Annotated in this window: 25 protein-coding genes; 11 read left to right on the forward strand and 14 right to left on the reverse strand. The window is 63.5% G+C overall.

Annotated elements, in window-relative coordinates; all coding sequences use genetic code 11:
- The first annotated feature begins 59 nt into the window (after nt 1-59).
- From GRZ55_RS14745 to GRZ55_RS14765, 5 genes are all read left to right on the forward strand, one after another.
- Nucleotides 60-1,145: a microcin C ABC transporter permease YejB gene (locus GRZ55_RS14745; protein ID WP_169287699.1), complete on the forward strand. Its 1,086-nt coding sequence runs from the start codon at nt 60-62 to the stop codon at nt 1,143-1,145.
- Nucleotide 1,146: 1 nt separating this feature from the next.
- Nucleotides 1,147-2,298 (forward strand): ABC transporter permease, encoded by a 1,152-nt coding sequence (locus GRZ55_RS14750; protein ID WP_169287700.1) that lies wholly within the window; start codon nt 1,147-1,149, stop codon nt 2,296-2,298.
- On the forward strand, nt 2,295-3,923 hold the full coding sequence (locus GRZ55_RS14755) for an ABC transporter ATP-binding protein (protein ID WP_169287701.1): 1,629 nt from the start codon (nt 2,295-2,297) through the stop codon (nt 3,921-3,923). The genes GRZ55_RS14750 and GRZ55_RS14755 overlap by 4 nt, the downstream gene beginning before the upstream one ends.
- A 22-nt stretch (nt 3,924-3,945) precedes the next feature.
- On the forward strand, nt 3,946-4,896 hold the full coding sequence (locus tag GRZ55_RS14760) for a glyoxylate/hydroxypyruvate reductase A (protein WP_169287702.1): 951 nt from the start codon (nt 3,946-3,948) through the stop codon (nt 4,894-4,896).
- A gap of 173 nt (nt 4,897-5,069) precedes the next feature.
- Nucleotides 5,070-5,477 carry a tudor domain-containing protein gene (locus GRZ55_RS14765; RefSeq protein ID WP_368856621.1) on the forward strand — a complete coding sequence of 136 codons (408 nt, stop codon included), beginning with the start codon at nt 5,070-5,072 and terminating at the stop codon, nt 5,475-5,477.
- Between the two features lie 13 nt (nt 5,478-5,490).
- Here the strand turns inward: GRZ55_RS14765 and GRZ55_RS14770 are convergent, their stop codons facing one another.
- The 4 genes from GRZ55_RS14770 to GRZ55_RS14785 form a co-directional block, all read right to left on the reverse strand.
- Nucleotides 5,491-6,360 carry a hypothetical protein gene (locus GRZ55_RS14770; protein ID WP_169287703.1) on the reverse strand — a complete coding sequence of 290 codons (870 nt, stop codon included), beginning with the start codon at nt 6,358-6,360 and terminating at the stop codon, nt 5,491-5,493.
- A gap of 155 nt (nt 6,361-6,515) precedes the next feature.
- A complete protein-coding gene (locus tag GRZ55_RS14775; RefSeq protein WP_169287704.1) occupies nt 6,516-7,373 on the reverse strand; it encodes an NlpC/P60 family protein in 858 nt (285 codons plus the stop codon).
- Entirely contained in the window at nt 7,370-7,720 is a 351-nt protein-coding gene (locus GRZ55_RS14780; protein WP_169287705.1) for a MarR family winged helix-turn-helix transcriptional regulator, read from the reverse strand. Before GRZ55_RS14780 ends, GRZ55_RS14775 begins: the two co-directional genes overlap by 4 nt.
- A 73-nt stretch (nt 7,721-7,793) precedes the next feature.
- Entirely contained in the window at nt 7,794-9,164 is a 1,371-nt protein-coding gene (locus tag GRZ55_RS14785) for a M17 family metallopeptidase (protein WP_169287706.1), read from the reverse strand.
- Between the two features lie 129 nt (nt 9,165-9,293).
- Here GRZ55_RS14785 and GRZ55_RS14790 point away from each other — a divergent pair, with 129 nt between their 5' ends.
- Nucleotides 9,294-10,115: a tetratricopeptide repeat protein gene (locus tag GRZ55_RS14790; RefSeq protein ID WP_169287707.1), complete on the forward strand. Its 822-nt coding sequence runs from the start codon at nt 9,294-9,296 to the stop codon at nt 10,113-10,115.
- Nucleotides 10,116-10,119: 4 nt separating this feature from the next.
- On the opposite strand, the gene GRZ55_RS14795 is transcribed toward GRZ55_RS14790, so the two are convergent.
- The gene (locus GRZ55_RS14795; protein WP_246734766.1) at nt 10,120-10,740 is read right to left on the reverse strand and encodes a TetR/AcrR family transcriptional regulator; all 621 of its coding nucleotides are present in this window, start codon (nt 10,738-10,740) and stop codon (nt 10,120-10,122) included.
- 120 nt (nt 10,741-10,860) lie between these two features.
- Here GRZ55_RS14795 and GRZ55_RS14800 point away from each other — a divergent pair, with 120 nt between their 5' ends.
- Both GRZ55_RS14800 and GRZ55_RS14805 read left to right on the forward strand, forming a co-directional pair.
- The gene (locus GRZ55_RS14800) at nt 10,861-11,394 is read left to right on the forward strand and encodes a GFA family protein (protein ID WP_169287709.1); all 534 of its coding nucleotides are present in this window, start codon (nt 10,861-10,863) and stop codon (nt 11,392-11,394) included.
- Nucleotides 11,391-11,693: a hypothetical protein gene (locus GRZ55_RS14805; protein ID WP_169287710.1), complete on the forward strand. Its 303-nt coding sequence runs from the start codon at nt 11,391-11,393 to the stop codon at nt 11,691-11,693. The genes GRZ55_RS14800 and GRZ55_RS14805 overlap by 4 nt, the downstream gene beginning before the upstream one ends.
- Nucleotides 11,694-11,697: 4 nt before the next feature.
- Here the strand turns inward: GRZ55_RS14805 and GRZ55_RS14810 are convergent, their stop codons facing one another.
- The 9 genes from GRZ55_RS14810 to GRZ55_RS14850 form a co-directional block, all read right to left on the reverse strand.
- Nucleotides 11,698-12,690, reverse strand: coding sequence for a type II secretion system F family protein (locus GRZ55_RS14810; protein ID WP_169287755.1), 993 nt, complete (start codon nt 12,688-12,690; stop codon nt 11,698-11,700).
- A gap of 16 nt (nt 12,691-12,706) precedes the next feature.
- Nucleotides 12,707-13,720 (reverse strand): type II secretion system F family protein, encoded by a 1,014-nt coding sequence (locus GRZ55_RS14815; RefSeq protein WP_169287711.1) that lies wholly within the window; start codon nt 13,718-13,720, stop codon nt 12,707-12,709.
- A 29-nt stretch (nt 13,721-13,749) separates the two neighbouring features.
- A complete protein-coding gene (locus GRZ55_RS14820) occupies nt 13,750-15,300 on the reverse strand; it encodes an ATPase, T2SS/T4P/T4SS family (protein ID WP_210257353.1) in 1,551 nt (516 codons plus the stop codon).
- Between the two features lie 17 nt (nt 15,301-15,317).
- Entirely contained in the window at nt 15,318-16,598 is a 1,281-nt protein-coding gene (locus GRZ55_RS14825; protein ID WP_169287712.1) for a CpaE family protein, read from the reverse strand.
- Nucleotides 16,599-16,646: 48 nt separating this feature from the next.
- Complete coding sequence (locus GRZ55_RS14830) at nt 16,647-17,327, reverse strand: CpaD family pilus assembly lipoprotein (protein ID WP_169287713.1); 681 nt, start codon at nt 17,325-17,327, stop codon at nt 16,647-16,649.
- A 16-nt stretch (nt 17,328-17,343) separates the two neighbouring features.
- Nucleotides 17,344-18,744: a type II and III secretion system protein family protein gene (locus tag GRZ55_RS14835; protein WP_246734777.1), complete on the reverse strand. Its 1,401-nt coding sequence runs from the start codon at nt 18,742-18,744 to the stop codon at nt 17,344-17,346.
- Between the two features lie 107 nt (nt 18,745-18,851).
- A complete protein-coding gene (gene cpaB, locus GRZ55_RS14840; protein WP_169287715.1) occupies nt 18,852-19,667 on the reverse strand; it encodes a Flp pilus assembly protein CpaB in 816 nt (271 codons plus the stop codon).
- 131 nt (nt 19,668-19,798) lie between these two features.
- Entirely contained in the window at nt 19,799-20,320 is a 522-nt protein-coding gene (locus tag GRZ55_RS14845; RefSeq protein ID WP_169287716.1) for a prepilin peptidase, read from the reverse strand.
- Nucleotides 20,321-20,463: 143 nt separating this feature from the next.
- Nucleotides 20,464-20,637 (reverse strand): Flp family type IVb pilin, encoded by a 174-nt coding sequence (locus tag GRZ55_RS14850; protein WP_169287717.1) that lies wholly within the window; start codon nt 20,635-20,637, stop codon nt 20,464-20,466.
- A gap of 358 nt (nt 20,638-20,995) precedes the next feature.
- On the opposite strand from GRZ55_RS14850, the gene GRZ55_RS14855 reads away from it, so the two are divergent.
- From GRZ55_RS14855 to GRZ55_RS14865, 3 genes are all read left to right on the forward strand, one after another.
- Nucleotides 20,996-21,421, forward strand: a complete 426-nt coding sequence (locus GRZ55_RS14855; protein WP_169287757.1) for a pilus assembly protein N-terminal domain-containing protein — start codon at nt 20,996-20,998, stop codon at nt 21,419-21,421.
- Between the two features lie 141 nt (nt 21,422-21,562).
- A complete protein-coding gene (locus tag GRZ55_RS14860; RefSeq protein ID WP_169287718.1) occupies nt 21,563-22,138 on the forward strand; it encodes a TadE/TadG family type IV pilus assembly protein in 576 nt (191 codons plus the stop codon).
- A gap of 40 nt (nt 22,139-22,178) precedes the next feature.
- On the forward strand, nt 22,179-22,805 hold the full coding sequence (locus tag GRZ55_RS14865) for a TadE/TadG family type IV pilus assembly protein (RefSeq protein WP_246734768.1): 627 nt from the start codon (nt 22,179-22,181) through the stop codon (nt 22,803-22,805).
- Nucleotides 22,806-22,842 lie beyond the last annotated feature (37 nt).

Raw genomic sequence — 22,842 nt, forward strand, 5'->3', positions numbered from 1 at the left:
CCGTGTGTGACAGACAGGCTGGCCGCTTCTGACCTCCACTCCATGACCGGGCACATCTGATGGGCGCCTATATCCTCCGAAGACTGCTGCTGATGATCCCGACGCTGTTGGGTATCATGGCGATATCCTTCGCCGTGATCCAGTTCGCGCCGGGCGGGCCGATCGAGCAGGTGATCGCCAATCTGACCGGCGAAGGGGGAACCGCGCTCGACCGGGTGGGCGGCGGCGGATCGGAAGTCGGCAGCGCCGACGCGGGCGGTTCGTCCTACCGCGGTGCGCAGGGACTCGACCCGCAGTTCATAGCCCAGCTGGAGGCGCAGTTCGGTTTCGACCGGCCGCCGCTGGAGCGATTTGCCAGAATGATCTGGGACTACGCCCGCTTCGATTTCGGCGAGAGCTACTTCCGCGACATCACCGTCATCGACCTGGTGCTCGAGAAGATGCCTGTGTCGATCTCGCTCGGCTTGTGGCTGACGCTCATCTCCTACGGAATCTCGATCCCGCTCGGCATCCGCAAGGCGGTAAAGGACGGTTCGGCCTTCGACATCTGGACCAGCGGCATCATCATCGTTGCCTACGCCATCCCAGGCTTCCTCTTCGCCATCCTGCTGATGGTCCTGTTTGCGGGCGGCTCCTTCTTCGACTGGTTCCCCCTGCGGGGACTCGTTTCGGAAAACTGGCAGGAGCTCTCCTGGCCGGAGCGCATCCTGGATTATTTCTGGCACCTGACACTGCCGTTGACCGCGATGGTCCTGTCTGCCTTCGCCACCACGACCCTGCTGACCAAGAACTCGTTCCTGGATGAAATTCGCAAGCAATATGTCGTCACCGCGCGTTCCAAGGGGCTGAGCGACGGCCAGGTGCTTTATGGCCACGTCTTCCGCAACGCCATGCTCATCATCATCGCGGGCTTCCCCGGCGCTTTCATATCGGCGTTCTTCACGGGGGCGCTTCTGATCGAGACGATCTTCTCGCTGGACGGCCTCGGCTTGCTGGGCTTCCGGTCGGTGCTGGACCGGGACTACCCGGTCGTCTTTGCCACGCTTTACATCTTCTCGCTGATCGGGCTCATCGTCAGCCTGCTCTCGGATCTCATGTACACGTGGATCGACCCGCGCATCGACTTCGACCGGAGGGACGTCTGACATGTCGGATATCCTCACCAAGGCCGAGGTCGAGAAGGTGCGCGAGCGGACCGGGCGCCCCTGGGTATCGCCGCTCAACCAGCGCCGCTGGCAGAACTTCAAGGCCAACCGGCGCGGTTACTGGTCGCTCTGGATCTTCCTGGTCCTTTTCGTGCTCTCGATGTTCGCTGAATTCATCGCCAACGACCGCCCGCTGATCGCCTCCTATCAGGGTGAAATCCTGTTCCCGGTCGTGGTGGACTATCCCGAGGAGAAGTTCGGCGGCTTCCTTGCCGTGACGGATTATCGAGATCCCTTCATCCAGGAGGAGATCGAGGAAAACGGCTGGATGATCTGGCCGCCGATCCGCTACTCCTACCGCACGGTCAACAACGAGATTCCGACGGCCGCTCCCGCGGCCCCCTCTTGGAGGTTCTCCGAAGAACAGCGTTGCAGCCGCTACTTCGATGGCGTCGACGATCCCAACTGTACGATGGGCAACTGGAACTGGCTCGGCACGGACGATCAGGCGCGCGACGTGGCCGCCCGTATCATCTACGGCTTCCGTATCTCGGTGCTCTTCGGGCTGATCCTGACAGCAGCCTCCGCCGTGATCGGCGTGTCGGCCGGCGCGGTTCAGGGCTATTTCGGCGGCTGGACGGATCTCATCTTCCAGCGCTTCATTGAGATCTGGTCGTCGATCCCGGTGCTCTACCTCATCCTCATCATCGCCGCGATCCTGCCGCCCGGCTTCTTCATATTGCTGGGCATCATGCTCCTGTTCTCGTGGGTGGCCTTCGTGGGCGTGGTGCGTGCCGAGTTCCTGCGCGCGCGCAACTTCGAGTATGTGAACGCTGCGCGATCGCTGGGCGTCTCCAACGGTACGATCATGTTCCGCCATCTGCTGCCCAATGCCATGGTGGCGACGCTGACCTTCCTGCCCTTCATCCTGAACGGCTCCATCACCACGCTGACCTCGCTCGACTTCCTGGGCTTCGGCCTGCCGCCCGGCTCGGCCTCGCTCGGTGAGTTGCTGCGCCAGGGCCAGCGCAACCTCAACGCGCCCTGGCTCGGCATCACCGGCTTCATCACGCTGTCGGTCATGCTCTCGCTCTTGATCTTCATCGGCGAGGCCACCCGCGATGCGTTCGATCCCCGGAAGACGTTCAAATGACCGCCCCCCTGCTCTCCGTCCGAGATCTCTCCGTCCAGTTCACACAGGGCGCCAAGGAAAACCTCGCAGTCGACCACATCTCCTTCGACCTGATGCCGGGGGAGACGGTGGCGATCGTGGGCGAGTCGGGGTCGGGCAAATCGGTCTCGGCGCTCTCCGTCCTGAAACTGCTTCCCTATCCAGCCGCCAGCCATCCCTCCGGCTCGATCCTGTTCAAGGGGGAGGATATCCTTGCCAAGGACGAAACCGCCTTGCGCAAGGTCCGTGGCAACAAGATCACCATGATCTTCCAGGAACCCATGACCTCGCTGAATCCACTCCACACGGTCGAGCGGCAGATCGGGGAGATCCTCAAGATTCACCAGGGCATGGGCGAGCAGAAGGCCCGCCAGCGCACCCTGGAACTGCTCGAGCAGGTCGGCATCCGGGATGCGGAAAAACGGCTCGGCGCCTTCCCTCACCAGCTTTCCGGCGGGCAGCGCCAGCGCGTCATGATCGCCATGTCGCTGGCCAACAAGCCGGAACTGCTGATCGCCGACGAGCCCACCACGGCACTCGACGTCACCGTGCAGGCCCAGATCCTGGAACTGCTTGCCGAGCTCAAGTCGGCCAACAACATGTCGATGCTCTTCATCACCCACGATCTCGGCATCGTGCGGCGCATCGCCGACCGCGTCTGCGTGATGACCAAGGGCAAGATCGTCGAGCAGGGCCCGACAGCCGAGATATTCGACAACCCCCAGCACGAATACACGCGCCATCTCCTGGCGTCCGAGCCCAAGGGCAGCCCCCCGCCGGTCGACACCAGCGCACCGACGGTGATGAAGGGCGACGACATCCGGGTCTGGTTTCCGATCAAGAAGGGCTTCCTGCGCCGCACCGTCGACCATGTGAAGGCCGTCGATGGCGTCGACGTTACGGTTCGTGCCGGCCAGACGCTGGGCATCGTGGGCGAGTCAGGCTCAGGCAAGACGACGCTTGGCCTCGCACTCTCGCGGATGATCTCGTCGGAAGGGACCATCCGCCTCGACGACCGCACCATAGACCAGTATTCCTTCCGCCAAATGCGCCCGCTCCGGCGTGAGATGCAGATCGTCTTCCAGGATCCGTTCGGCTCGCTCAGCCCGCGCATGTCGGTCGGCGAGATCATCGAGGAAGGGCTTGAAATCCATGAGCCCCGGATGAAGCGGGGAGAGCGCGACGACCTCGTCGTCCAGGTTCTCCAGGAGGTTGGCATCGATCCCGAGGCCCGCTTCCGCTATCCGCACGAGTTCTCCGGGGGGCAGAGGCAGCGGATCGCCATCGCCCGCGCCATGGTGCTGAAGCCGCGCTTCGTTATGCTGGACGAACCCACCTCCGCGCTCGACATGAGCGTGCAGGCGCAGGTTGTCGATCTTCTGCGCGATCTCCAGAAGCGCTATTCTCTGGCCTATCTCTTCATCAGCCACGACCTCAAGGTGATCCGCGCGCTGGCCAACGAAGTGATGGTCATGCGCAACGGAAAGGTGGTCGAACACGGCCCGGCGCGCCAGATTTTCGAGGATCCGCAGACCGACTACACGAAGGCGCTGATCGCTGCCGCCTTCGACCTCGCCACAGCGCCCGCGGGCGTGGTCAGCCAGTAGTCAGCCGCGAGAGGGAGGAAGCATGACAGAGACCGGAGAGGGTCGTATTCTCTTGTCCATGACGGGGATGAACCCGCGCCGATGGTTCGATCTTCTGTCGAAGCATCGGGAAGTGGTGCTGGAACCTGACAGGGCGGATGATCCGACGATCCGCTACGCCATGGTGTGGAAACACCCGCGGGGCGTGCTCGCCAGGCTGCCCAATCTGCAGGCGATCTTCTCGGTGGGGGCCGGTGTCGATCACGTCTTCGCCGACTCCCGCCTCCCCGATATACCGATCGCCCGGGTCGTCGCGCAGAACCTGACCCAGCATATGGTCGAATATGTAGTCTGGCGCGTCATGGACCATCACCGCCAGGGTGCCATCTACCGCGCCCAGCAGCAGCGCCGCGTCTGGCACGAGCCAGCGCAGCCGGTATCCTCGGACGTGGCGGTCGGGATCATGGGCCTCGGCCAGCTCGGAAGAGCCGCGGCCAGCCAGCTGCTTTCGATCGGCTTCAAGGTCAATGGCTGGAGCCGAAACGACCGGCCGATGGAAGGGGTCGCGACCTGGCACGGCAAGGAAGGGCTCACGCCGTTTCTCAATGCCACCGACATCCTCGTGGTGCTTCTTCCGCTAACACCCGCGACGGAAGCCATCATCGATCTCTCGATCCTCAAGCGGTTGCGGCCGGACGGGCCGCTCGGCGGCCCCGTGCTCGTCAATGCCGGCCGCGGACGGCTCCAGAAGGAGAGCGACATCCTGGCTGCGCTGGAGGATGGCACGCTGAAGGAAGCCAGTCTCGATGTGTTCGAGACAGAGCCGCTGCCCAAGACGAGCCCGCTTTGGAAACATCCGTCGGTATTCGTGACGCCGCATGCGGCCGCCACCTCCGATCCCGAACATCTGGTCCCGCTTCTGCTGGAGCAGATCGAGCGCCATGAGCGCGGCGAACCGCTAGACAATCTTGTCGACCGGCAGTCGGGATATTGAAGCTGAACTGACGACTGGTTTCTGGCTGGCAGCCCAACCCCGCCGTGAGCACCTGATATTGCGCGTCCAATTCCGCCCAGAAATGGGCGTGGTTCGGAGAATATTTTGGTGCTAGCTGACAAAAATAGCCTCTGTTGATGAGGCAAGGAAATCAGCTCTTGGGGGAGTGGATAGTGATCAAGACAACAGTTAATCGACGCGGCCGTGTCGTATCGATCACGGCATCGGCAATCGCGTTCCTGGCGTTTGTGCTCATGCCGACAATGGCCTCGGCTTTTCAGCAAGGTGATTGGGTTCTCGGTCGCTGGCAGGGTGGGGCTTACTGGTATGCTGGGGTCGTTGCCGGTGTGTCGGGCGACAGCATTACTATTCAATACGACGATGGTGATCGCGAGACTACGCCGCGCCGCAATGTTCGCCACTATGACTGGCAGGCAGGCACCCGCGTCGAGTGCAACTGGCAGCAGGCGGGCACCTGGTATCCCGGCCGCATCGAGTCGGCGAGCGGCGCGCAGGTTCGCATCAGCTACGACGATGGCGACCGCGAAACCACCGGCACGGGCAACTGCCGGTCCCGCTAAGGCGGGATGAAGGCTAAGCGCTCGTCAGCGCCGGGTTGCCTGAACAAGATACCTCACCGATACAGGCCGCGAAGGCAGCGTCCACGATCGCAAGCTTCGCGGCCTGAACGTACAGGAATGCTTCCACGAAGCTCCGTGCGACCCATAGGGAACGTTTCCCGTCGACATCCTGCCACCCGATGATGCCGGTCGCTTCCGCCTCCCGCAGCTTGCGGGACGCGTGGGTGCGAGACAGTTCCAGTCCGGACGCGACTTGAGCCATCGATTTCATGGACGTGGCGAAGCGGTCGGTCGCTGCATCCGCGTGGCCGATGGCGGCAAAGAACCGCTCGGTCATGAGGAATCCGTTGTTGATCCACATGAAGTGAGAGAAATCCGGACTTGGGTTGCGGATGACGTCGGACCTTGCCAGCCCGTCGGCGATCATTGGCTGGATATGCTGGATCTGGCCTGGAGCGGCGTCGAAGCGCGCGACCCTGTCTGCGCCGTCAAGCCGATCCAGCGTGTCGAGGTGAATCCGCAACCACGTGTCGATCGCCGCGAGCGTGATGGGCGTGGGCAGGAGGTAGCGTTTCCGCCGATCCCTCGCGTCGGGCCGCTGGGTGACCACGCCGTAATGCTGCATCTCGCCGAGGAAGGCCGCTGCGGTGTTCCTGCTGGCGATATCGAACAGGTGAACGCGCTGCAGAAATCGCGCGGCGGTGAGCCCTTCGGGCTCCTGGCCGCTTTCGCCCTGGAAGTGCAGTGAAAGGCCGACATGGGCCATGAGCCAGCGCTGTTGGGTTGCAAAAATCGATGCCAGCCGCGGCTCAGCCTCGTTCACCTGCAGGAAGGCCTCGGATTGCAGCCTGATGCTCTCCTGGAACCCCGGAGCATTGAGCAATCGATGGGCCCCAGGAGGTATTGGACCGGTTGTCATGTGAGTTGATCCGAAAAGGCCTCGACCGCGCTGGTCGACAGGATGATTGGCATAATTCACTCTGAACGCCACGGCAAAGCTGTTCTGCCGGCATCACGGAGAAAGCGGATGCGGAGAGATCACGGCCGACGAAATTCGGTCGGCTTTCCATAAAGATGCGCGATGCGGGCAACCGCGCCGGCCAGCGTTTCGCTGGCAACCGTCATTGTGTGTCCGTTGGCATGCAGCAGCGTCTCGGCATCGCGCATGATCCCGACATGACCTTTCCAGAAGACAAGATCGCCGCGTTGGAGCGCGGAGAGCTCCGGTCCCGGATCGAGCTGCTCTCCGACCGTTTCCGCCTGCATGTCGGTGTCGCGAAGGATCAAACGGCCGGCCATGCGCATGGCCAGTTGCACGATACCGGAACAGTCCAGCCCAAAGGCGGAGGCTCCACCCCATAGATAGGGCGTGTGGAGGAACGTCTCGGCCACGGCGACGTAATCGGCGGCGCACCAGCCCAGTGGCTCAAGGTGGGAAGCGATCACGGCTCCCCCGGAGGCAAGCCTGGCATAATGCGTGCCCCGGTGCTCCACGAAATCCGCCACCGCGAGCAAGGCCCCCATGGAATGGCAGACGACGGGCGGCATCTTCAGTTCAGGTCCGGGATAGACGAAGCTGCGCTGGGCGACGACCATATGGGTCGGTTCCGGCATCTCGCCGAGTGCATCGGCCGATGCATAGCCGATATAGCCGTCCCGTTCCCCCTGGAGCCAGGCCCATCCCTCGGTCTCCTCGAAGACCAGTACCGTCTCGCCGCACAGCAATTGTGTGTCGATGCCGGCGTCGGGGGCAGGGCGGGGCCTGAGATCGAGCACCGGTGCCACCACCCGCCGGAGGCTACCATCCACGAAACGGTCCGCCTTGATGCGGCCCATCAGGCGGCGGTCGGCAAGGTCCGGGCGAAAGGCGTTCAGGCGGCGGTCGAGATCGATCATGCGGACAACTCGCCACCAGCGGCGATCACGGCATCGCCGAAACGCTCGACGAACAATGCGCCCTCCACGGTGCGGCGCACCAGAACGTTGCGCCTGTCGGCCTCGTCGCGGTGGCGCGACAGGAGCTTCAGGCCGCCCATCGTGTCGAGCGCGCGGGTGATGACGGGTTTGGTCACGCCGAGCCGTGCCGCCAATCCGCGCACCGTGTGCGGCGGCGGGTCGAGATAGATGGTGAGCAGAATCGCCATCTGACGGTGAGACAGATCCGGAGCCGCCGCGCGCACCTCTCCCAGTGCCACGCCCTGCCAGAGGCGAAGGGCCTGGCTCGGCCGCAAGATGATCGACATGGGCTCGTCCCGGGCTGGTCGTTTCGGTTCCGTATCTGTCTGCCTGCCTCAACCGCGCCTGGCAAGGGCGTCATCACCCATAGCGTGCTTGAATCACGCCGAAGAGGGCTCGGATCGCCTGCGCCTCGCCCCCCACCGGGCAATGCGGCCGCTCGCTGGGGCACCATCCGTAAATGTCGAAATGCGCCCATGAACGCGCATCCTCCACGAAGCGTTTCAGGAACAGTGCCGCGGTGATCGACCCGGCAAGTCCGCCCGAACCGACATTGCTGCAATCCGCCACCTTCGAATCGAGCATCCGATCGTAGCCGCTCCACAGCGGCATCTGCCAGACCGGATCGGCCAGCCGCTGTCCGGCGGCGGCAATCTCTTCGGCCAGATGCACGTCACCTGTGAAGAACGGGGCGACTTCCGGCCCGAGGGCCACGCGGGCCGCACCCGTCAGCGTCGCCATGTCGATCAGAAGCTCCGGCGCCTCCTCGTCGGCCAGCGCCAGCGCGTCGGCGAGCACCAGCCGTCCCTCCGCATCCGTGTTGCCGATCTCGACGGTCGGCCCCTTGCGGCTTTGGAGCACGTCGCCGGGCCGGAAAGCGTTTGCCGAGATGGAGTTTTCGACCGCCGGGATCAGCACCCGCAGCCTCACCTTGAGGCCGGCCGACATGATCATGGCGGCAAGGCCGAGCACGTTGGCGGCTCCGCCCATGTCCTTCTTCATCAGGAGCATGCCGCTCGACGGCTTGATGTCGAGGCCGCCCGTGTCGAAGCAGACGCCCTTGCCGACGAGCGTCACCTTGGGATCGTTACGGGCGCCCCAGCTCATGTCGATCAGCCGGGGTGCCTGGGCGGCGGCGCGCCCGACTGCATGTATCATGGGGAAATTGCGCCGGAGAAGCGCGTCACCCTTTGTCACCGCGACTTTCGCCCGATGCTGGCGCGCCAGTGTGCGCGCCGCCGTTTCCAGCGCCTCCGGCCCCATGTCGGCTGCCGGGGTGTTGATGAGATCGCGGGTGAGCGCGATCGCCTCTGCCTGGGCGTGGACGGTCGCCGGGTTGACGCCCGGGACGTGGACCGACAATGGGCGTGACGACTTCTTGCCGTAACGGGTGAAGGCATAGCCGCCCAGCACCAGGCCCAGGGCCGCAAGTTCGGCATTGTCGAGCGCACCTTCGAGATGCCAGTCGCCTTCAGGCAGCACCCTCGCCAGCCGGCCCGTGGCCAGGTCCGAAAACCCGTCTCCGCCAACCGGGGCGCCAAAAAGCGCGCCTGCAAGCGCGCCGTCATCTCCCGGGAGGGGAAGGAAGGTGCCTTCCTTTCCGGAAAACGCGTTGGCTCGCGCCCAGGCCACGGCGCGTCCGTCGATGCCGCTCTCGTCGAGCCTGCCTTCGCGGACGAGATGGATGGGGAGCGACGTGCGGGACCTTTTGGAGGTAAGCGTCACAGGCATGCTGAAATGCGATCCTTCTGCGGTGGAGGGGAGGCCCGTCTTAACTGTCCGTTAGGGTTAACGGAATATTTCTTGACCCAGTCTGCCGGCCCGCGTGGCCGACCTGCGAAAGACTGGAGACCTGGACGGATGTTTACCGATTGCGGCGTGAAATCAAGGGGCATCGGCATTGCCTCGACCGCGATGGCCCTGGTGATGCTCGCCGTTCTGGGCGGCTGCGCCAATGGCCCAGACCGCATGACCACGGGCTCTGTCAGCCGCACCACCGCCCATGCGCCTCTCGATCGCATGTCGGCGGGAGAACTGGGCTCGGCTTCCGAACAACTCGGTCAGGCCTACGCGCGCGACACGCGCAACAAGGACGTCGCGCTGCGTTATGCCCAGGTTCTCCAGATGACCGGCCGTAACGAGCAGTCGCTCGCCGTCATGCGCAAGCTCGCCATCGATCATTCCCGCGACCGACAGGTCCTGGCTGAATATGGCAAGGCGCTCGCCGCCGCCGGAGAGCTCGAACCCGCACTGGACGCCGTGCGTCGTGCCCAGACACCTGAATTTCCCGACTGGCGGCTCGTCTCGGCCGAGGCCGCCATTCTCGATCAGCTTGACCACAAGCAGGAAGCCCGCGCGCTCTACCGCCGCGCCATCGACATGGCACCGAACGAACCGTCGATCCTTTCCAACCTGGGAATGTCCTATGTCCTTGAGGGCGATCTGCGGGCGGCCGAGCAGCACATGCGCAAGGCAACCGAAATGCCCGGCGCCGACAGCCGGGTGCGCCAGAATCTCGCGCTGGTGGTTGGCCTTCAGGGCCGCTTCCAGGAGGCGGAAGATATTGCCCGCCGCGAATTGTCGCCCGAACAGGCGCAAGCCAATGTCGTCTATCTGCGCTCAATGCTCTCCCAGGACAATGCCTGGAGCCAGCTCGAGGACGAAGAGCGCGCCACGAACTGACGGCCTACTTGTTGGCGGGTCCATACGCCGCCATGAAGATTCGCACCGCCTCTTCGGCGTGTGCGCGAAGGGCTGCACTGTCGCGGATCGAGGCGTCCCCCAGGAGCATGGCGTCATTGACCGGCGCCCCCATCACCAACCAGTTGAAATGGGCCGCGGCTGTCTCCGGCTGGCGGACTGAAAGCGCCCCAGCCGCGGAATAGGCCGCAAAGGCGGACGCCAGCCGACGGATGCTGCGTCCCGGCCCCTGTTCGTGAAGAGCTTTGCCCAGTTCCGGGAACCGGTCGACCTCGGCAATCACCAGTCGCCGCAATTGCATGAGTTGAGGCGTCATGACGATCTTCAACTGGCTGACCGCGAAATCCAGCAGGAACGTATCGATATCCCGGTCGATGGGCGGATCAGCCACCTCCTCCTGAACCCTGTCTCCCGCCGAGCCCGTCATGCTAAGCACGACCGCCAGAAATAGGGCCTCCTTCGCGCGGAAATGCGCATAGACCGTCTGCTTCGACACCTCGGCGCAAGCCGCGACATCGTCCATGCTGGTGCCTGCAAATCCGTTCTTCAGGAAGAGCATCCCGGCCGCCGACAGGATCTTCTGCTGTGTCCTTTCACTGCGCGTCATGGCCATTCGCCGCCCCGGTCATGTCATCACCCGTCAGCAATCTAGCGCTTCCTCCTTTACACATCAAACTGGACGGTTCAGTCTAGTTATCATCGATCGACAAAAAATGGTGACGTAGAAATGATGACACGGATCGCCGCCTGCCAGTGCGGGCAGGCTGCCCTCGAAGTAGCCGGGCAACCCATCTTGGCCGCGATCTGCCATTGTCAGAGTTGCCAGACTGCAGGCGCGCATCTGCAGTCGCTGGAGGGCGCGCCGCCGGTGCTCGGCCGCAACGATGGCACGGCGTTCATGCTCATTCGCAAGGATCGCGTCAGGTGTCTCCGGGGCGCGGAGAGCCTAGCCGAATATAAGTTGAAGCCTGACTCGTCGACACGTCGTGTCGTCGCTGGCTGCTGCAACACGCCGATGTTCCTGGAGTTCACGAAGGGCCACTGGCTGTCGGTCTACTCGGACCGCTTCGAGCCCGCCGACAAAGCGGTACCGGAACTACGGACGATGACCAGGGATCTCAGGAGGCCGATCGAGAATGACGAGGGCGTGCCGGCGTTTGCGACCCATTCGCCACGCTTCATGTGGAGACTTCTGCTGGCCTGGGCCGCGATGGGCTTTCGTGCGCCGAAGGTCGACTATGTAAGGGGAAGCCTGAGATGAGTGGTACCAATGACCGGATAGAGATCGAGAACTTCACGTCGCCGGGTCGCACACAGCGCGTCGACCGGGCCAAATACGAGGCCATGCGGGACGCGCTACTGGCGGTGCTTCCGACCGACGCGCCGGGCCTGAGCGTCGCCGAGGCGAAGGCGAAACTCCTGCCTCTGCTGCCGCAGGAACTCTTTCCCGGAGGCGAAAAGGCGGGCTGGTGGCTGAAGGCCGCACAGCTCGATCTCGAAGCCAAGGGCAGGATCGCCCGCGCGAGTGGCAGCCCCGTCCGGCTGCATCGAAAGGGTTGAGGCCTCAGAAGATGCCGCCGCGTTCGGCCACTTGGATCCCAGCCGGGCCCAGGATGACGGCGAACAGCACTGGCAGGAAGAACAGGATCATTGGGACCGTCAGCTTCGGCGGCAGGGCTGCCGCCTTCTTCTCGGCCTCGTTCATGCGCATGTCGCGGCTTTCCGCCGCCAGCACGCGCAGCGCGTGCGCGACGGGGGTGCCGTAGCGCTCGGCCTGGATCAGGGCCTGCGTGACGCTGCGCACGGTCTCCAGCCCGGTCCGGTTGGCGAGGTTTTCGTAGGCCTGGCGGCGTTCCTGCAGGAAGGACAGTTCCGCGTTGGTCAGCACGAATTCTTCCGCCAGTTCCACCGACTGAATGCCGATCTCGTCGGCCACGCGCCGGAAGGCAGCTTCGACCGACATGCCGGATTCCACGCAGATGAGCAGAAGGTCGAGCGCATCGGGCCAGCCCCGCTGGATCGACTGCTTGCGCTTCTGAGCGCGGTTTGAGACATACATGACCGGAGCGTAGAAGCCGCCATAGGCCGCAAGGATGCAGATGAACAGCTTGATCATGATCGGCTGTTCGGCAAATCCACCCAACACGAAGATATAGACGCCCGCGAGAACGAAACCCACCACCGGCAGGACGAGGCGGAAGAACAGGAACTTCGTGAGCGGGTTCTCGCCGCGGAAACCCGCCATGCGCAGTTTCTGCGTGGTCGTCTCGTCGGCGAGGGCGCGCTTCAGGTCCAGCCGATCGACGATGCTGCGCATGCCCACCGACTGTTCCTGGCGCAGGCCGCGCCGCTTGCGGTCGGATTCGGCTGCCAAACGCGCGCGTTGCTTGGCCCGCAATTCGTCACGCTCAAGTGCCACCGAGCGCATGCGAGACTTGAGCGGATCGCCGCCGAATGCCGGAATCAGCGTGAACACGGTCGCGAAGACAGCCAGCCCGACCAGCAGCGCAACCATGAAGGTCGGGTCGAAGAGCGTATTGACGATCTGGTCGGTCATGGACATGGCGGAAGGCCTAAACTTCGAAATTCATCATCTTCTTCATCACGAAGATGCCCATCGACATCCATATCGCCGAGACGATGAGGATGAGGTGGCCCGCGCTCGTGGTGAAGAGGGGCGCGATGTAGCCGGGGCTCGACAGATAGACGAGAAAGGCCACGATGAAGGGCAGGGCGCCGATGATGGCTGCCGACGCCTTGGCCTCCATGGACAGCGCGTTGACCTTGGCCTTCATCTTCTTGCGGTCGCGCAGCACCTTGGACAGGTTGCCGAGGGCTTCCGACAAATTGCCGCCGGCCTGGCTCTGGATCTGGATCACGATCCCGAAGAATCCGGCTTCGGGGCACGGCATGGTCTCCTGCATGCGCAGCGAAGCCTCCGGCAGCGACATGCCGAGATTCTGGGACTCCACGATACGCCGGAACTCGGTGCGTACCGGCTCCGGGCTTTCATTGGCGATCAGGCGCACGCCGTCATGCAACGGCAGACCGGACTTGACCGAGCGCACCAGGACGTCGAGTGCGTTCGGCAGCTCGTTCAGGAAGCCCTTGATCCGTCGCGAACGCTTGAAGCCCACAAACCAGCGCGGCAGGCCGAACATCCCGGCGAGAAAGGCGCCTGGCACCACCAGGAGCGGCGCGCCCAGGAACAGGACCAGAAATGTGCAGCCGATGCCGCAGACGGCCGAAAACACGTAGAACTTCCGGATGGAGATGCTGAGCCCCGCCTGGCGCAACTGAACCTTCAGCGGCGGCTTCTTCATGTTCGTGTCGCGTGACTTCTGCTTGGCCTCCAGGTCGTTGAGCGAGTCCTGGACGGATTTGCGCCGCTTGGCGGCTTCCGCCACACGATCCCGATTGGCCTTGACGATGTTGCGGTCGGTCTCCGCCGCCTTGATCGTTTCCAGGCGACGGCTCGCCTTCTCCTCGTTTTCGATGTTGCGATAGAGGATGGCATAGGCCAGGCCGCCGACGGCGCAGGCGGCCAGCAGAACGAACAGCAGCATGGAGGTGTCGAGACCGAACATGGGGGCTCAGGCCTTCCCGATCGTGAAGCTCATGACGTGGTCTTCTCCATGCTTTCCAGCGCGTTTGCCAGGCGGGCTTCCTCGCTATAATAGCGTGCCCGGTCCCAGAAGGCCGGTCGGCCGATGCCGGTCGAGACATGCTGGCCGATGAGCCGGCCCTGCGCGTCTTCGCCTCGAATGTCGTAGAGCAACAGGTCCTGCGTAATGATGACGTCGCCTTCCATGCCGATCACCTCGGTGATGTGGGTGATGCGGCGCGAGCCGTCGCGCAGGCGTGCTGCCTGGATGATGACGTCCACGGAGCCCACGATCATCTCGCGCACGGTGCGCTGGGGCAGGCCGAAGCCGCCCATGGCGATCATGGATTCCATGCGGCTGAGGCATTCGCGGGGGCTGTTGGCGTGGATGGTGCCCATGGACCCGTCATGGCCGGTGTTCATGGCCTGCAGGAGGTCGAACACCTCCGGTCCGCGAACTTCGCCGACCACGATCCGCTCGGGACGCATGCGCAGGCAGTTCTTCACCAGGTCGCGCATGGTGACTTCGCCCTCGCCCTCGAGGTTCGGCGGACGGGTTTCGAGGCGCACGACATGCGGTTGCTGCAGCTGAAGTTCGGCGGAATCCTCGCAGGTGATCACGCGCTCGTCGCGGTCGATATAGTTGGTCAGGCAGTTGAGCAGCGTGGTCTTGCCCGAGCCGGTGCCGCCGGCAATCACGACGTTGCAGCGCACGCGGCCGATGATCTTCAGGACCTCTGCGCCTTCCGGGGTGATCGAGCCGTAACGCACGAGCTGGTCGAGGGTCAGCTTGTCCTTGCGGAATTTTCGGATGGTGAGCGAGGCGCCATCGATCGCGAGCGGCGGCGCAATCACGTTGACGCGGCTGCCATCGGGAAGACGCGCGTCGCAGATGGGGCTGGATTCGTCGACGCGCCTGCCGACCTGGCTGACGATGCGCTGGCAGATGTTGAGGAGCTGCTGGTTGTCGCGGAAACGGACGGTGGTCTTCTCGACCTTGCCGTTGACTTCGATGTAGACGTCCTTGGCACCGTTGACCATGATGTCGGCCACCTCGTCGCGCGCGAGAAGCGGCTCGAGGGGACCGTATCCGAGGACGTCGTTGCAAATGTCTTCCAGCAGGTCTTCCTGCTCGGCGATCGACATCGCGAAGTTCTTGATCGCGATGATGTCGTTGACGATGTCGCGGATTTCCTCGCGCGCGCTTTCGGTATCGAGCTTGGCCAGCTGCGACAGGTCGATCGTATCGATCAGCGCCGCAAACACCTGGCTCTTGGTATCGTAATAGCCCTCGTTGCGATCCCGGTCGGGCCGCGGCACGCGGACCGGGTCGGGCTGGCGCGGCGGGGCTTCGGGGGCGCGACGGCCGGGTTGGGCCGAGCTTTCCACCACGATAGCGGGACGTTCGGGCGCCGGCTCGCGGCTGGCGGTAGCCGCGCTGCGCTTCGGCTCCTCGATGAGCGCCGTGTCGGAATGGACCTCCGAGCCGGCGCCTCCCGGCGCCTGCCGGGGCGGTGCCGGCCGGTGGATCACGCCATCTTCATTGCCGCGCTTGCCAAACATGAGCTTCCGTTCCGGATCTATCGCTTGATCTTCAACCGCTCGAGGATTCCCTCGAGGCCGCTCTTCTTGCGCTGTCGGCTTTCCGCACGCCCCGTCAGGACGTGCGCCATTTCGTTGATCGACTGGACGATGGCATTCTGCGCATCCATCTCGCCCAGCATGCGACCATTGTTGGAAGCGCTGCCGAAGAGCTGGGGCTCGAAGGGGATGACGGCCAGCGGCTCGATGCCGAGCGGTTCTGCGAAATCCTCGATCGAGATTTCCGGCCGCTTCGGCACGCCGGCCTGATTGATGATGAGACGCGGCGGCGGATCGTTGGGGCGCAGCCTGCGCAGCGTGTCCACGAGGTTCTTCGTGTTGCGCAGATTGGCGAGTTCCGGCGTCGCGGTAATCACGATCTCGTCGGCCTGGGTCAGGGTCGTCTTGCTCCAGCCGCACCAGATATGCGGGACGTCGAGTACCACGCATGGCGCAGTGCGCTGTGCCGTGTCGATCAGCTGGGAGAAGGCTTCGGCATCGAAATCGTATGTCCGGTCGAGCGTCGAAGGCGCGGCGAGGAGAGACAGCCGCTCGGCGCACTGGGCCAGGAGGCGGTCGAGATAGACCTCGTCGATCCGGTCGGGCGCAAAAACCGCCTCGGCGATCCCTTGCGCGGGGTCCTGGTCGAAATTGATGTTGGCCGTCCCGAAGGCGAGGTCCATGTCCGCCACCACCACCTCGGAGGTGAAAAGCGTCGACATTGCCCAGGCGACGTTATGTGCGATCGTGGATGATCCCACGCCGCCTTTGGCACCCACAAAAGCGATGGACCGGCCGATGGGCGCGGCGTTGGGGTCGACGAAGATGGCGGCGATGACCGAGACCACATCCGCCATCGAGATGGGCGCGACGACATATTCGGAGATGCCCGTTCGCATCAGTTCACGGTAAAGCCAGACGTCGTTGTAATGTCCGATCACCACAACGCGCGTGGACTGGTCGCAGACCTCGGCCAGCCGCTGGAGCGATGCGATCAGCTGGCGCGGTTCCTCGCGCGATTCCAGGATGATGAGGTTGGGCGTAGCGGCCGATTGGTAGAATTCGATCGCCGTCGGAACGCCACCCATGTGCACCTTCACATGGGCCTTGGTCATGCGCCGGTCGGAGGCCGCGCGTTCGATCGGGTTGGCGACGCTCTCCGTCTCGCAGAATGCCTGTACCGAAATGCGCGGGACCGGGCGCAAGGCGCCAAGCGCGGCGACGTCGCCTTCCTCGAGATCGACGATCTCGCTGTCTGTGTCGAGGGCCAGGTTGCTCATGCTCGGGCGATCCCAATCAGGTTTCGAAAAATGGGTGGCTGCCGCCGGTTAGTAATCGATCTCGGAATCCCACTGACCGGTGCCGGTCTGGTATTCCCCAATGGCCCGCGCCCGGTTCTGCGCATCGATGGCGCCGATGCGCCTTGGCGTCAGGAAGTCGGCGGGATTGGCGACCTGGGCGGCGAGGTTGCTCTGCGAAGCACATCCGAAATTCGTGTAGTGCTTGTTGGCGGTGTTGTTCAGAAGATCTTCGTCCCAGCGCCCACATGGCCCCGTCGAGGCCGTCATGGCGGTAAAGGCGATGCGGATGGGTGCCTGGTCCTCGTGTGGCTCGGCCTGATAGGGCTGGTGCAGGATGTAGCCTTCCGGCACGCCGCCCTGGCGCAGCCTGTGCACGAGGTCGCCGGCAACCGCTGAGGCCGCGTAGGCATTGGCCGAACCCGAAGGCACGAGCACCCGGACAACCGGCTTGGCCGACTGGTCGTAATTGGCGGCCATGAAGCCGTCCAGCGTGCCGATCTGGACCCGGTTGGCGCCGCGGTCGGAATAGCCGACGGGTATGTCGATCGTGCGCATCTGCTCGCCGACAATGATGGGATGGTTGGTGCGGTAGTCGTCCGGCACGGCGCCCACGACAACGCTGTGCGTATTGGCGCAGCCGGCCATCAGGGCGGCCGCCAGCGCCATGGCGGCGGCGGAGCGAACTGCAGGTGAAACGTGAACTCTCATGTCCTCAAGCCCTCGATCACTTGTAGATGTAGCCGACGACGCCGTGATAGCGGCCTGCTGGTCGGTCGGTATTCATCGTGCCGTAGACGCGGTTGACGCGCCCCAGGAAGAAACCAGCGCCGTCGCTGGCGGGTGCGAAATTGTCATCCGGTCGTGCCAGCTGGTTGCGTGCCACGGGCTGCGCCAGATAGGGCGTGACCAGGATCACCAGCTCGGTCTCGTTGCGGACGAATTCGCGGCTGCGGAAGAGCGAGCCGAGCACCGGCAGGTTAGAGAGCCCGGGAAGGGCGGTCTGGCTGACGCGCATGTTGTCGTTGACCAGGCCGGCGATCATCATCGATCCGCCGGATGGGAGTTCCACGGTGGTGTCGGCAAGCCGCTTGCGCAGCGACAGGAGATTGTTGCCAGCGACCTCGATCGATCCTTCGGTCGTCGGCTCGGAGACGGAGGTGCGGATCTTCAGGCTGATCCGCCCAGGCGAGAGCACCACGGGCTGGAACTCCAGTCCGATGCCATATTCGATCTGGTTGACGACGGGAATGATGTTTCCGGCATCGGTGGTCTGGCCGACAACAACGTTGAACTCGCCGCCGACCCGGAACGTCGCCTTTTCGCCGGAGATGGCCGTCAACGTGGGTTCCGCAAGCGTCCGCATCACGCCGGCCTGCTCCATCGCCTGGAGGTAACCGGAAAGGCTGGTTGCGCCGCCCCCTACCGTTCCGCGCCCTGTGAAGAGCGCGGGTGCATTCTGCATCAACGTGTTGAATTCGATGCCGTTGGTCTGGCCGATGAGGTTGACGCCGAGTTGCTTCATGACGTTGCGGCTGACTTCGGCCACGGTCACCTTGAGCGTGACCTGGTCTTCGCCGTCGATGGAAAGCAGGTTGACGATACCGCTGGCGCGGCGCTGGCCGTCGGGATTGTTGATGCTGACGCCGGCGCCCGGCTGGCCACCCGCAGTCTGTGCGTATTGGCCGGTGGTTGCCTCGCCGCCGCTGACGAAGATCTCGGCAAGCCTTGCCGCGTTCTGGGCGTCCTGCGGGGTCCTGACCTTGCCCGTCAGGACAACGTTGTCGTTGACCAGTTCGACCGAAATCTCCGAATGGGCGATGAAGCGCGCGAGATGCGCCTCCAGGCCCGCCACGTCACGCTCGACGACGATATCGAGGCTGGCGATCTGCTCGCCATTGGGCCCGAAGACAAAGATGTTGGTCTCGCCCACCTGTTTGCCGAAGAGATAGATGCGCCGCGAAGTCCTCGTGACGGCATCGGCGATCGCGGGATTTGAAACGAGAATGTCATATGCGTCGCGCGGCAGGTCGATGATGACGGACTTGTTGAGCCCGAGCTGCACACGTTGCGCGCTGGCCTGGGTCGAGATCACGTTCGTCTGCGCGTGAGCCGGCAATGGAGGCATTGCCACCAGGCCAGCGGCAAGAGCCAGAACGGCGGCCGTCGCCGGCAGGCAGGCCTTGGAAAGGTGGCTCTTCAGGGTCATGCGCTTTCTCGTCGGGCTCGGTTGCATCAGCGGGCTCCCATCTCGGAGATCTCGCCGGAACGGATGACACGCACGGTGCCGCGGCGCCCCGTGCCGGACCCGGTAACGAGATAGTCCGCTTCCTGGTCGATCTGCTCGTTGGCGTCGACGACGGGTCTCAGTGCCAGGGTCAGCCGGTCGGCCATCTGCTGGGCGACCGTGATGATCTCCGCCTGCTGGGGCGTAAGCTCAAGGGTCGCCGTCTCGCCGACGCGCACGCGACGGCCTTCCTCGTCTTCCTGGATCGTCTGGTCGATGGCTAGCACGCGGATGTTGCGCAGGATCGTTTCCGTCACGAAACCTTCCACATTGTCGACCTGCGAGCGCCGGGTCATGATGACGTCGACCCTGTCGTCGGGAAGGATGAAGCCGCCCGCCGATGTGGCTGCGGAAATCTGCGTGGCGATGGCGCGTTTGCCCGAGGGGAGGATGGTCGCCATGAAGCTCTGGCCTTCGCCGATCAGCTTGCCGAGACGCAGCGGCTCACCAGCATAGAGCGGGACGCGGGCAACCGATGTCTGCAGGCGTTCGATCGCCTCTGGTTCGGCGTTGCGGGTGACGAAGTAGTCCTGCAGGCCATCGCGCGGCCATTGCTGCCAGACGAGGGCGTCGCCGAGCTCGGACCCCATCGTGACGTCACGCCCGATGACAAGAACCTCTTCAATGGCAATCTGCTGCTGGCTCGGCGCGTGCTCGACGATCACCTCCGGAGGAGGCGGCGTCGCCATGTTGCGCGCAATGAGACCCGCGCCGATGGCGGCGATACCCGCAATGCCGAGAACGATGACCCTTGAGGGTGCCATGTGTCCGAACCCCTACGCCTTGAAAAATCCAAGTCGAGCAGGACATTGCAGGTCAATTCGTCAAATTACGGTTAATGGACCGCTTACAGTCGTCGTTAATGTAGAGTTTACGTCGGATGCAGGAGGCGGCTTCAGCCGGTGACGAAGCGGGACAGAGCCCAAAGCGCGAGCGGTGTGGAAGGGAAGACCATCAGTCCGGCAACACCCAGCGCCACGCCATACGGCACGCCGGCCTTCCGGTCCGCGAAATGGCGCAGGAAGATGTTCGTGCCCGTGATCGAGGAGAGGGGCGAACCGCGGTAGAATACGATGAAGAGCGTGAGCATTCCCCCGAGGAGCGCGCCGTAGAAGACATACTGGATGAGTTCCATCGACATGCCCATCCAGACGGCAGTTGCCGAAAGCAGCTTTGCGTCGCCGCCGCCCATGCCGCCGAGGGCAAACATGGCGAAGGTGATGACGAGAACTAGAAAGCCGGCCGCGAAGTGCCAGCCATAGGTCGTCCAGTCCATTCCCGTGAACGGGGCCACGGCGGCGAATGTCGCCACGAGCAAGACCGACACCCTGTTTGCGATCGTCATGGACAGCATGTCCGAGATGGCCGCGAAGACCATGCAGAATGGAAAGACGACGAAAATCAGCGCTTCGAGCATCGATGGCTCCAGTTCTACTTCGGGATCGGCAGCTTAGGCGGCGGCGATTAAGCAAGATTGAATACGTCGCGCCGGCACCAAACGCGGCGAAGCCGCCCGGAGGCGGCTTCGCATTCTTTCGCGACCTGTGCCGAACAGCTCGATCAGAGCGTGTTCGAAAGGCGGTTGGCAATGCCGCTGAACTGGTTGTCGAGCGCGTTGCCCAGCAGACCGGCGCCGGTCACGATGGCAAGGGCGATGAGGGCGGCGATCAGGCCGTATTCGATGGCGGTGGCGCCGGACTCGTCCTTGAGAAACTTTGCGAAGAGCTTGTTCATTGTTGAACTCCTGTGCGTGTTGGTCAGCATGTCCAGGAACGACGATTGTTGAAATGCTTTTTCTGCCGATCCGATGGTTGGGAAGCTAACCGACCCGCCTTGCGATCGGCTTAATGAACAGCGTTACCGATTTGTTGCCGGATCGGAGCGCTTCTTCTGGTTAACTTCCGCACAAGCAGGTCGAGACAAGTTGAACCAATCCTGCCAACACCCATCGACGGCACGCGATCAGTCATCCCCAATGCGCGACAGGCAGATAAAGGGACGCCGCAGGCCTCCAGGATTAACCGGACATTCACCAGTTTCCTTCACAGTCCCTTCAGGATGCCGGAGTGTCGGGAGATTACCTATGAGCCTCATGATCAGGAAACTTGCCGCGATCGCGCTTTCGGGCGCCGTGCTGGCAGGTCTGGCCGGCGTCACTTCCGCCTTCGCTGATGCGGGCATCAACATCCTGATGAATCAGGCCAAGATCCTGAAGCTCTCGCGCCCGGCAGATACCATCATCATTGGCAATCCCGAGATCGCGGATGCGTCGGTCCAGGATTCCTCGACCATCATCCTGACCGGGCGAGGGTTCGGCGTCACGAACATTGTCGTCATCGACACCGATGGCATGCCGCTGCTGGACGAGCAGGTGAGCGTCTCGCGCGCCACGGCAAACTCCGTGCGTGTCTTTCGCCGCTCTGCCGTGCAGACACTTTCCTGCACTCCCTATTGCGAAGGTGCGTTCCGCACCGGCGCGGAGCAGGCTTCCGACGAGATGGTGCTGCAGGCCAACTGAGGCACGCAGCCCCGGTCGCGCTCGCTCCAAGACATGGTTGACCGCTTCTGAACAGCGGCACGACAATTGTCGCTACCATCCAAACCGGACTTCAACCCGTCTGCGATATGTTCCGCCCAGTCATAAGGGCAGGGCACGGACATGTGGCAAGAGATCAAAGCAGGCGGGCAGGAAAGAGGCCGGTGGCGCCGTTCGCTCCTCGGTCGTTTCGTGCGCAACCGCAAGGGCAGCACGGCGATCGAGTTCACGATCCTGGCCATTCCCTTCTCGATGCTTGTCTTCGCCGTTCTCGAGAGCTGCATTTCTTTCGCTGCACAGCAGGTCATGGCCAATGCCGCCGACGACATGGCCAGGCAGTTCCGCACGGGTCAGATCAAGGCCGATCAGTTGTCCAAGCAGGAGGTGCGCGACATCTTCTGCGAGCGCATCCAGATCGTCGTCAGCCCGGGCTGCCCCGGTCTGGAGATGGACCTGCGAACCTACACCACCTTTGCCGAGGCTGCGCAGCAGCGTGTGGCGTTCCTTAACGGAGACATCGATACCCAGGGTTTCGACATCGCGCCGGGCCCCTCGATGTCGAAGAACATGCTGAGGGTCTTCTACCGCTGGCCGGTGATCACCGATTTCATGCGCAAGTCGATGGCCAACCTGCCGGACGGCAAGACGCTGCACTACGCGAGCGTGACCTGGCAGAACGAACCTTTTGAAGATGACTGACCGGCCTCGCCAGCCGCCGGGTGGACGGATGGAAAACGCGATGATGCTTGATCGTTTCATGAATGGATGCCGGGCATTCGCCAAAGGCGGGTTCGTGCGTCGGCTTGTTGGCGACCGCAGGGGTGTGGCGGCGGTGGAGTTCGCCTTGATCGCTCCCGTGCTTCTCACACTCTATTTCGTGACGATGGAAGTGGCGCAGGCCATCGAGACCAACAAGAAGATCAGCCGGGTTGCTTCCATGGTCGCCGATCTGGTGACGCAGCAGCAGCAGATCACCCGGCAGGAGGTCGATGCTGTCATGCGTATCGGCGAGGCCATTCTGGTGCCTTACAACCGGAGCCAGCCCGTCATAGACATCACGGCGATCACCGTGACGAACGAAAACAATCCCAAGGCCGAGGTGACCTGGTCCAGGCGGCTGTCGAACGGCGCTGCAGGTGCGGGCGAGCCAGCCGGATCGACGACACTGATACCGGAAAGCCTGCGGGTTCCCGGCAGCTTCCTCATCAGGGTCTCGGGGCAGCTCAACTATCGACCGGTGATCACCTGGACTGCCGAGCAGCGGGCGAGCCTAGGTCTGTTGGGTGCATTCGACCAGATCCGCATGAACGAGACCTACTACCTGCGTCCGCGCATGAGCCACAACATTCCCTGCAACAACTGCTGAGCGCGTTCTCGGCTGCGAAGTTGCCAAGTCGGTCGGC

The sequence above is a fragment of the Chelativorans sp. ZYF759 genome (genome assembly GCF_012911015.1).
GTDB lineage: Bacteria > Pseudomonadota > Alphaproteobacteria > Rhizobiales > Rhizobiaceae > ZYF759.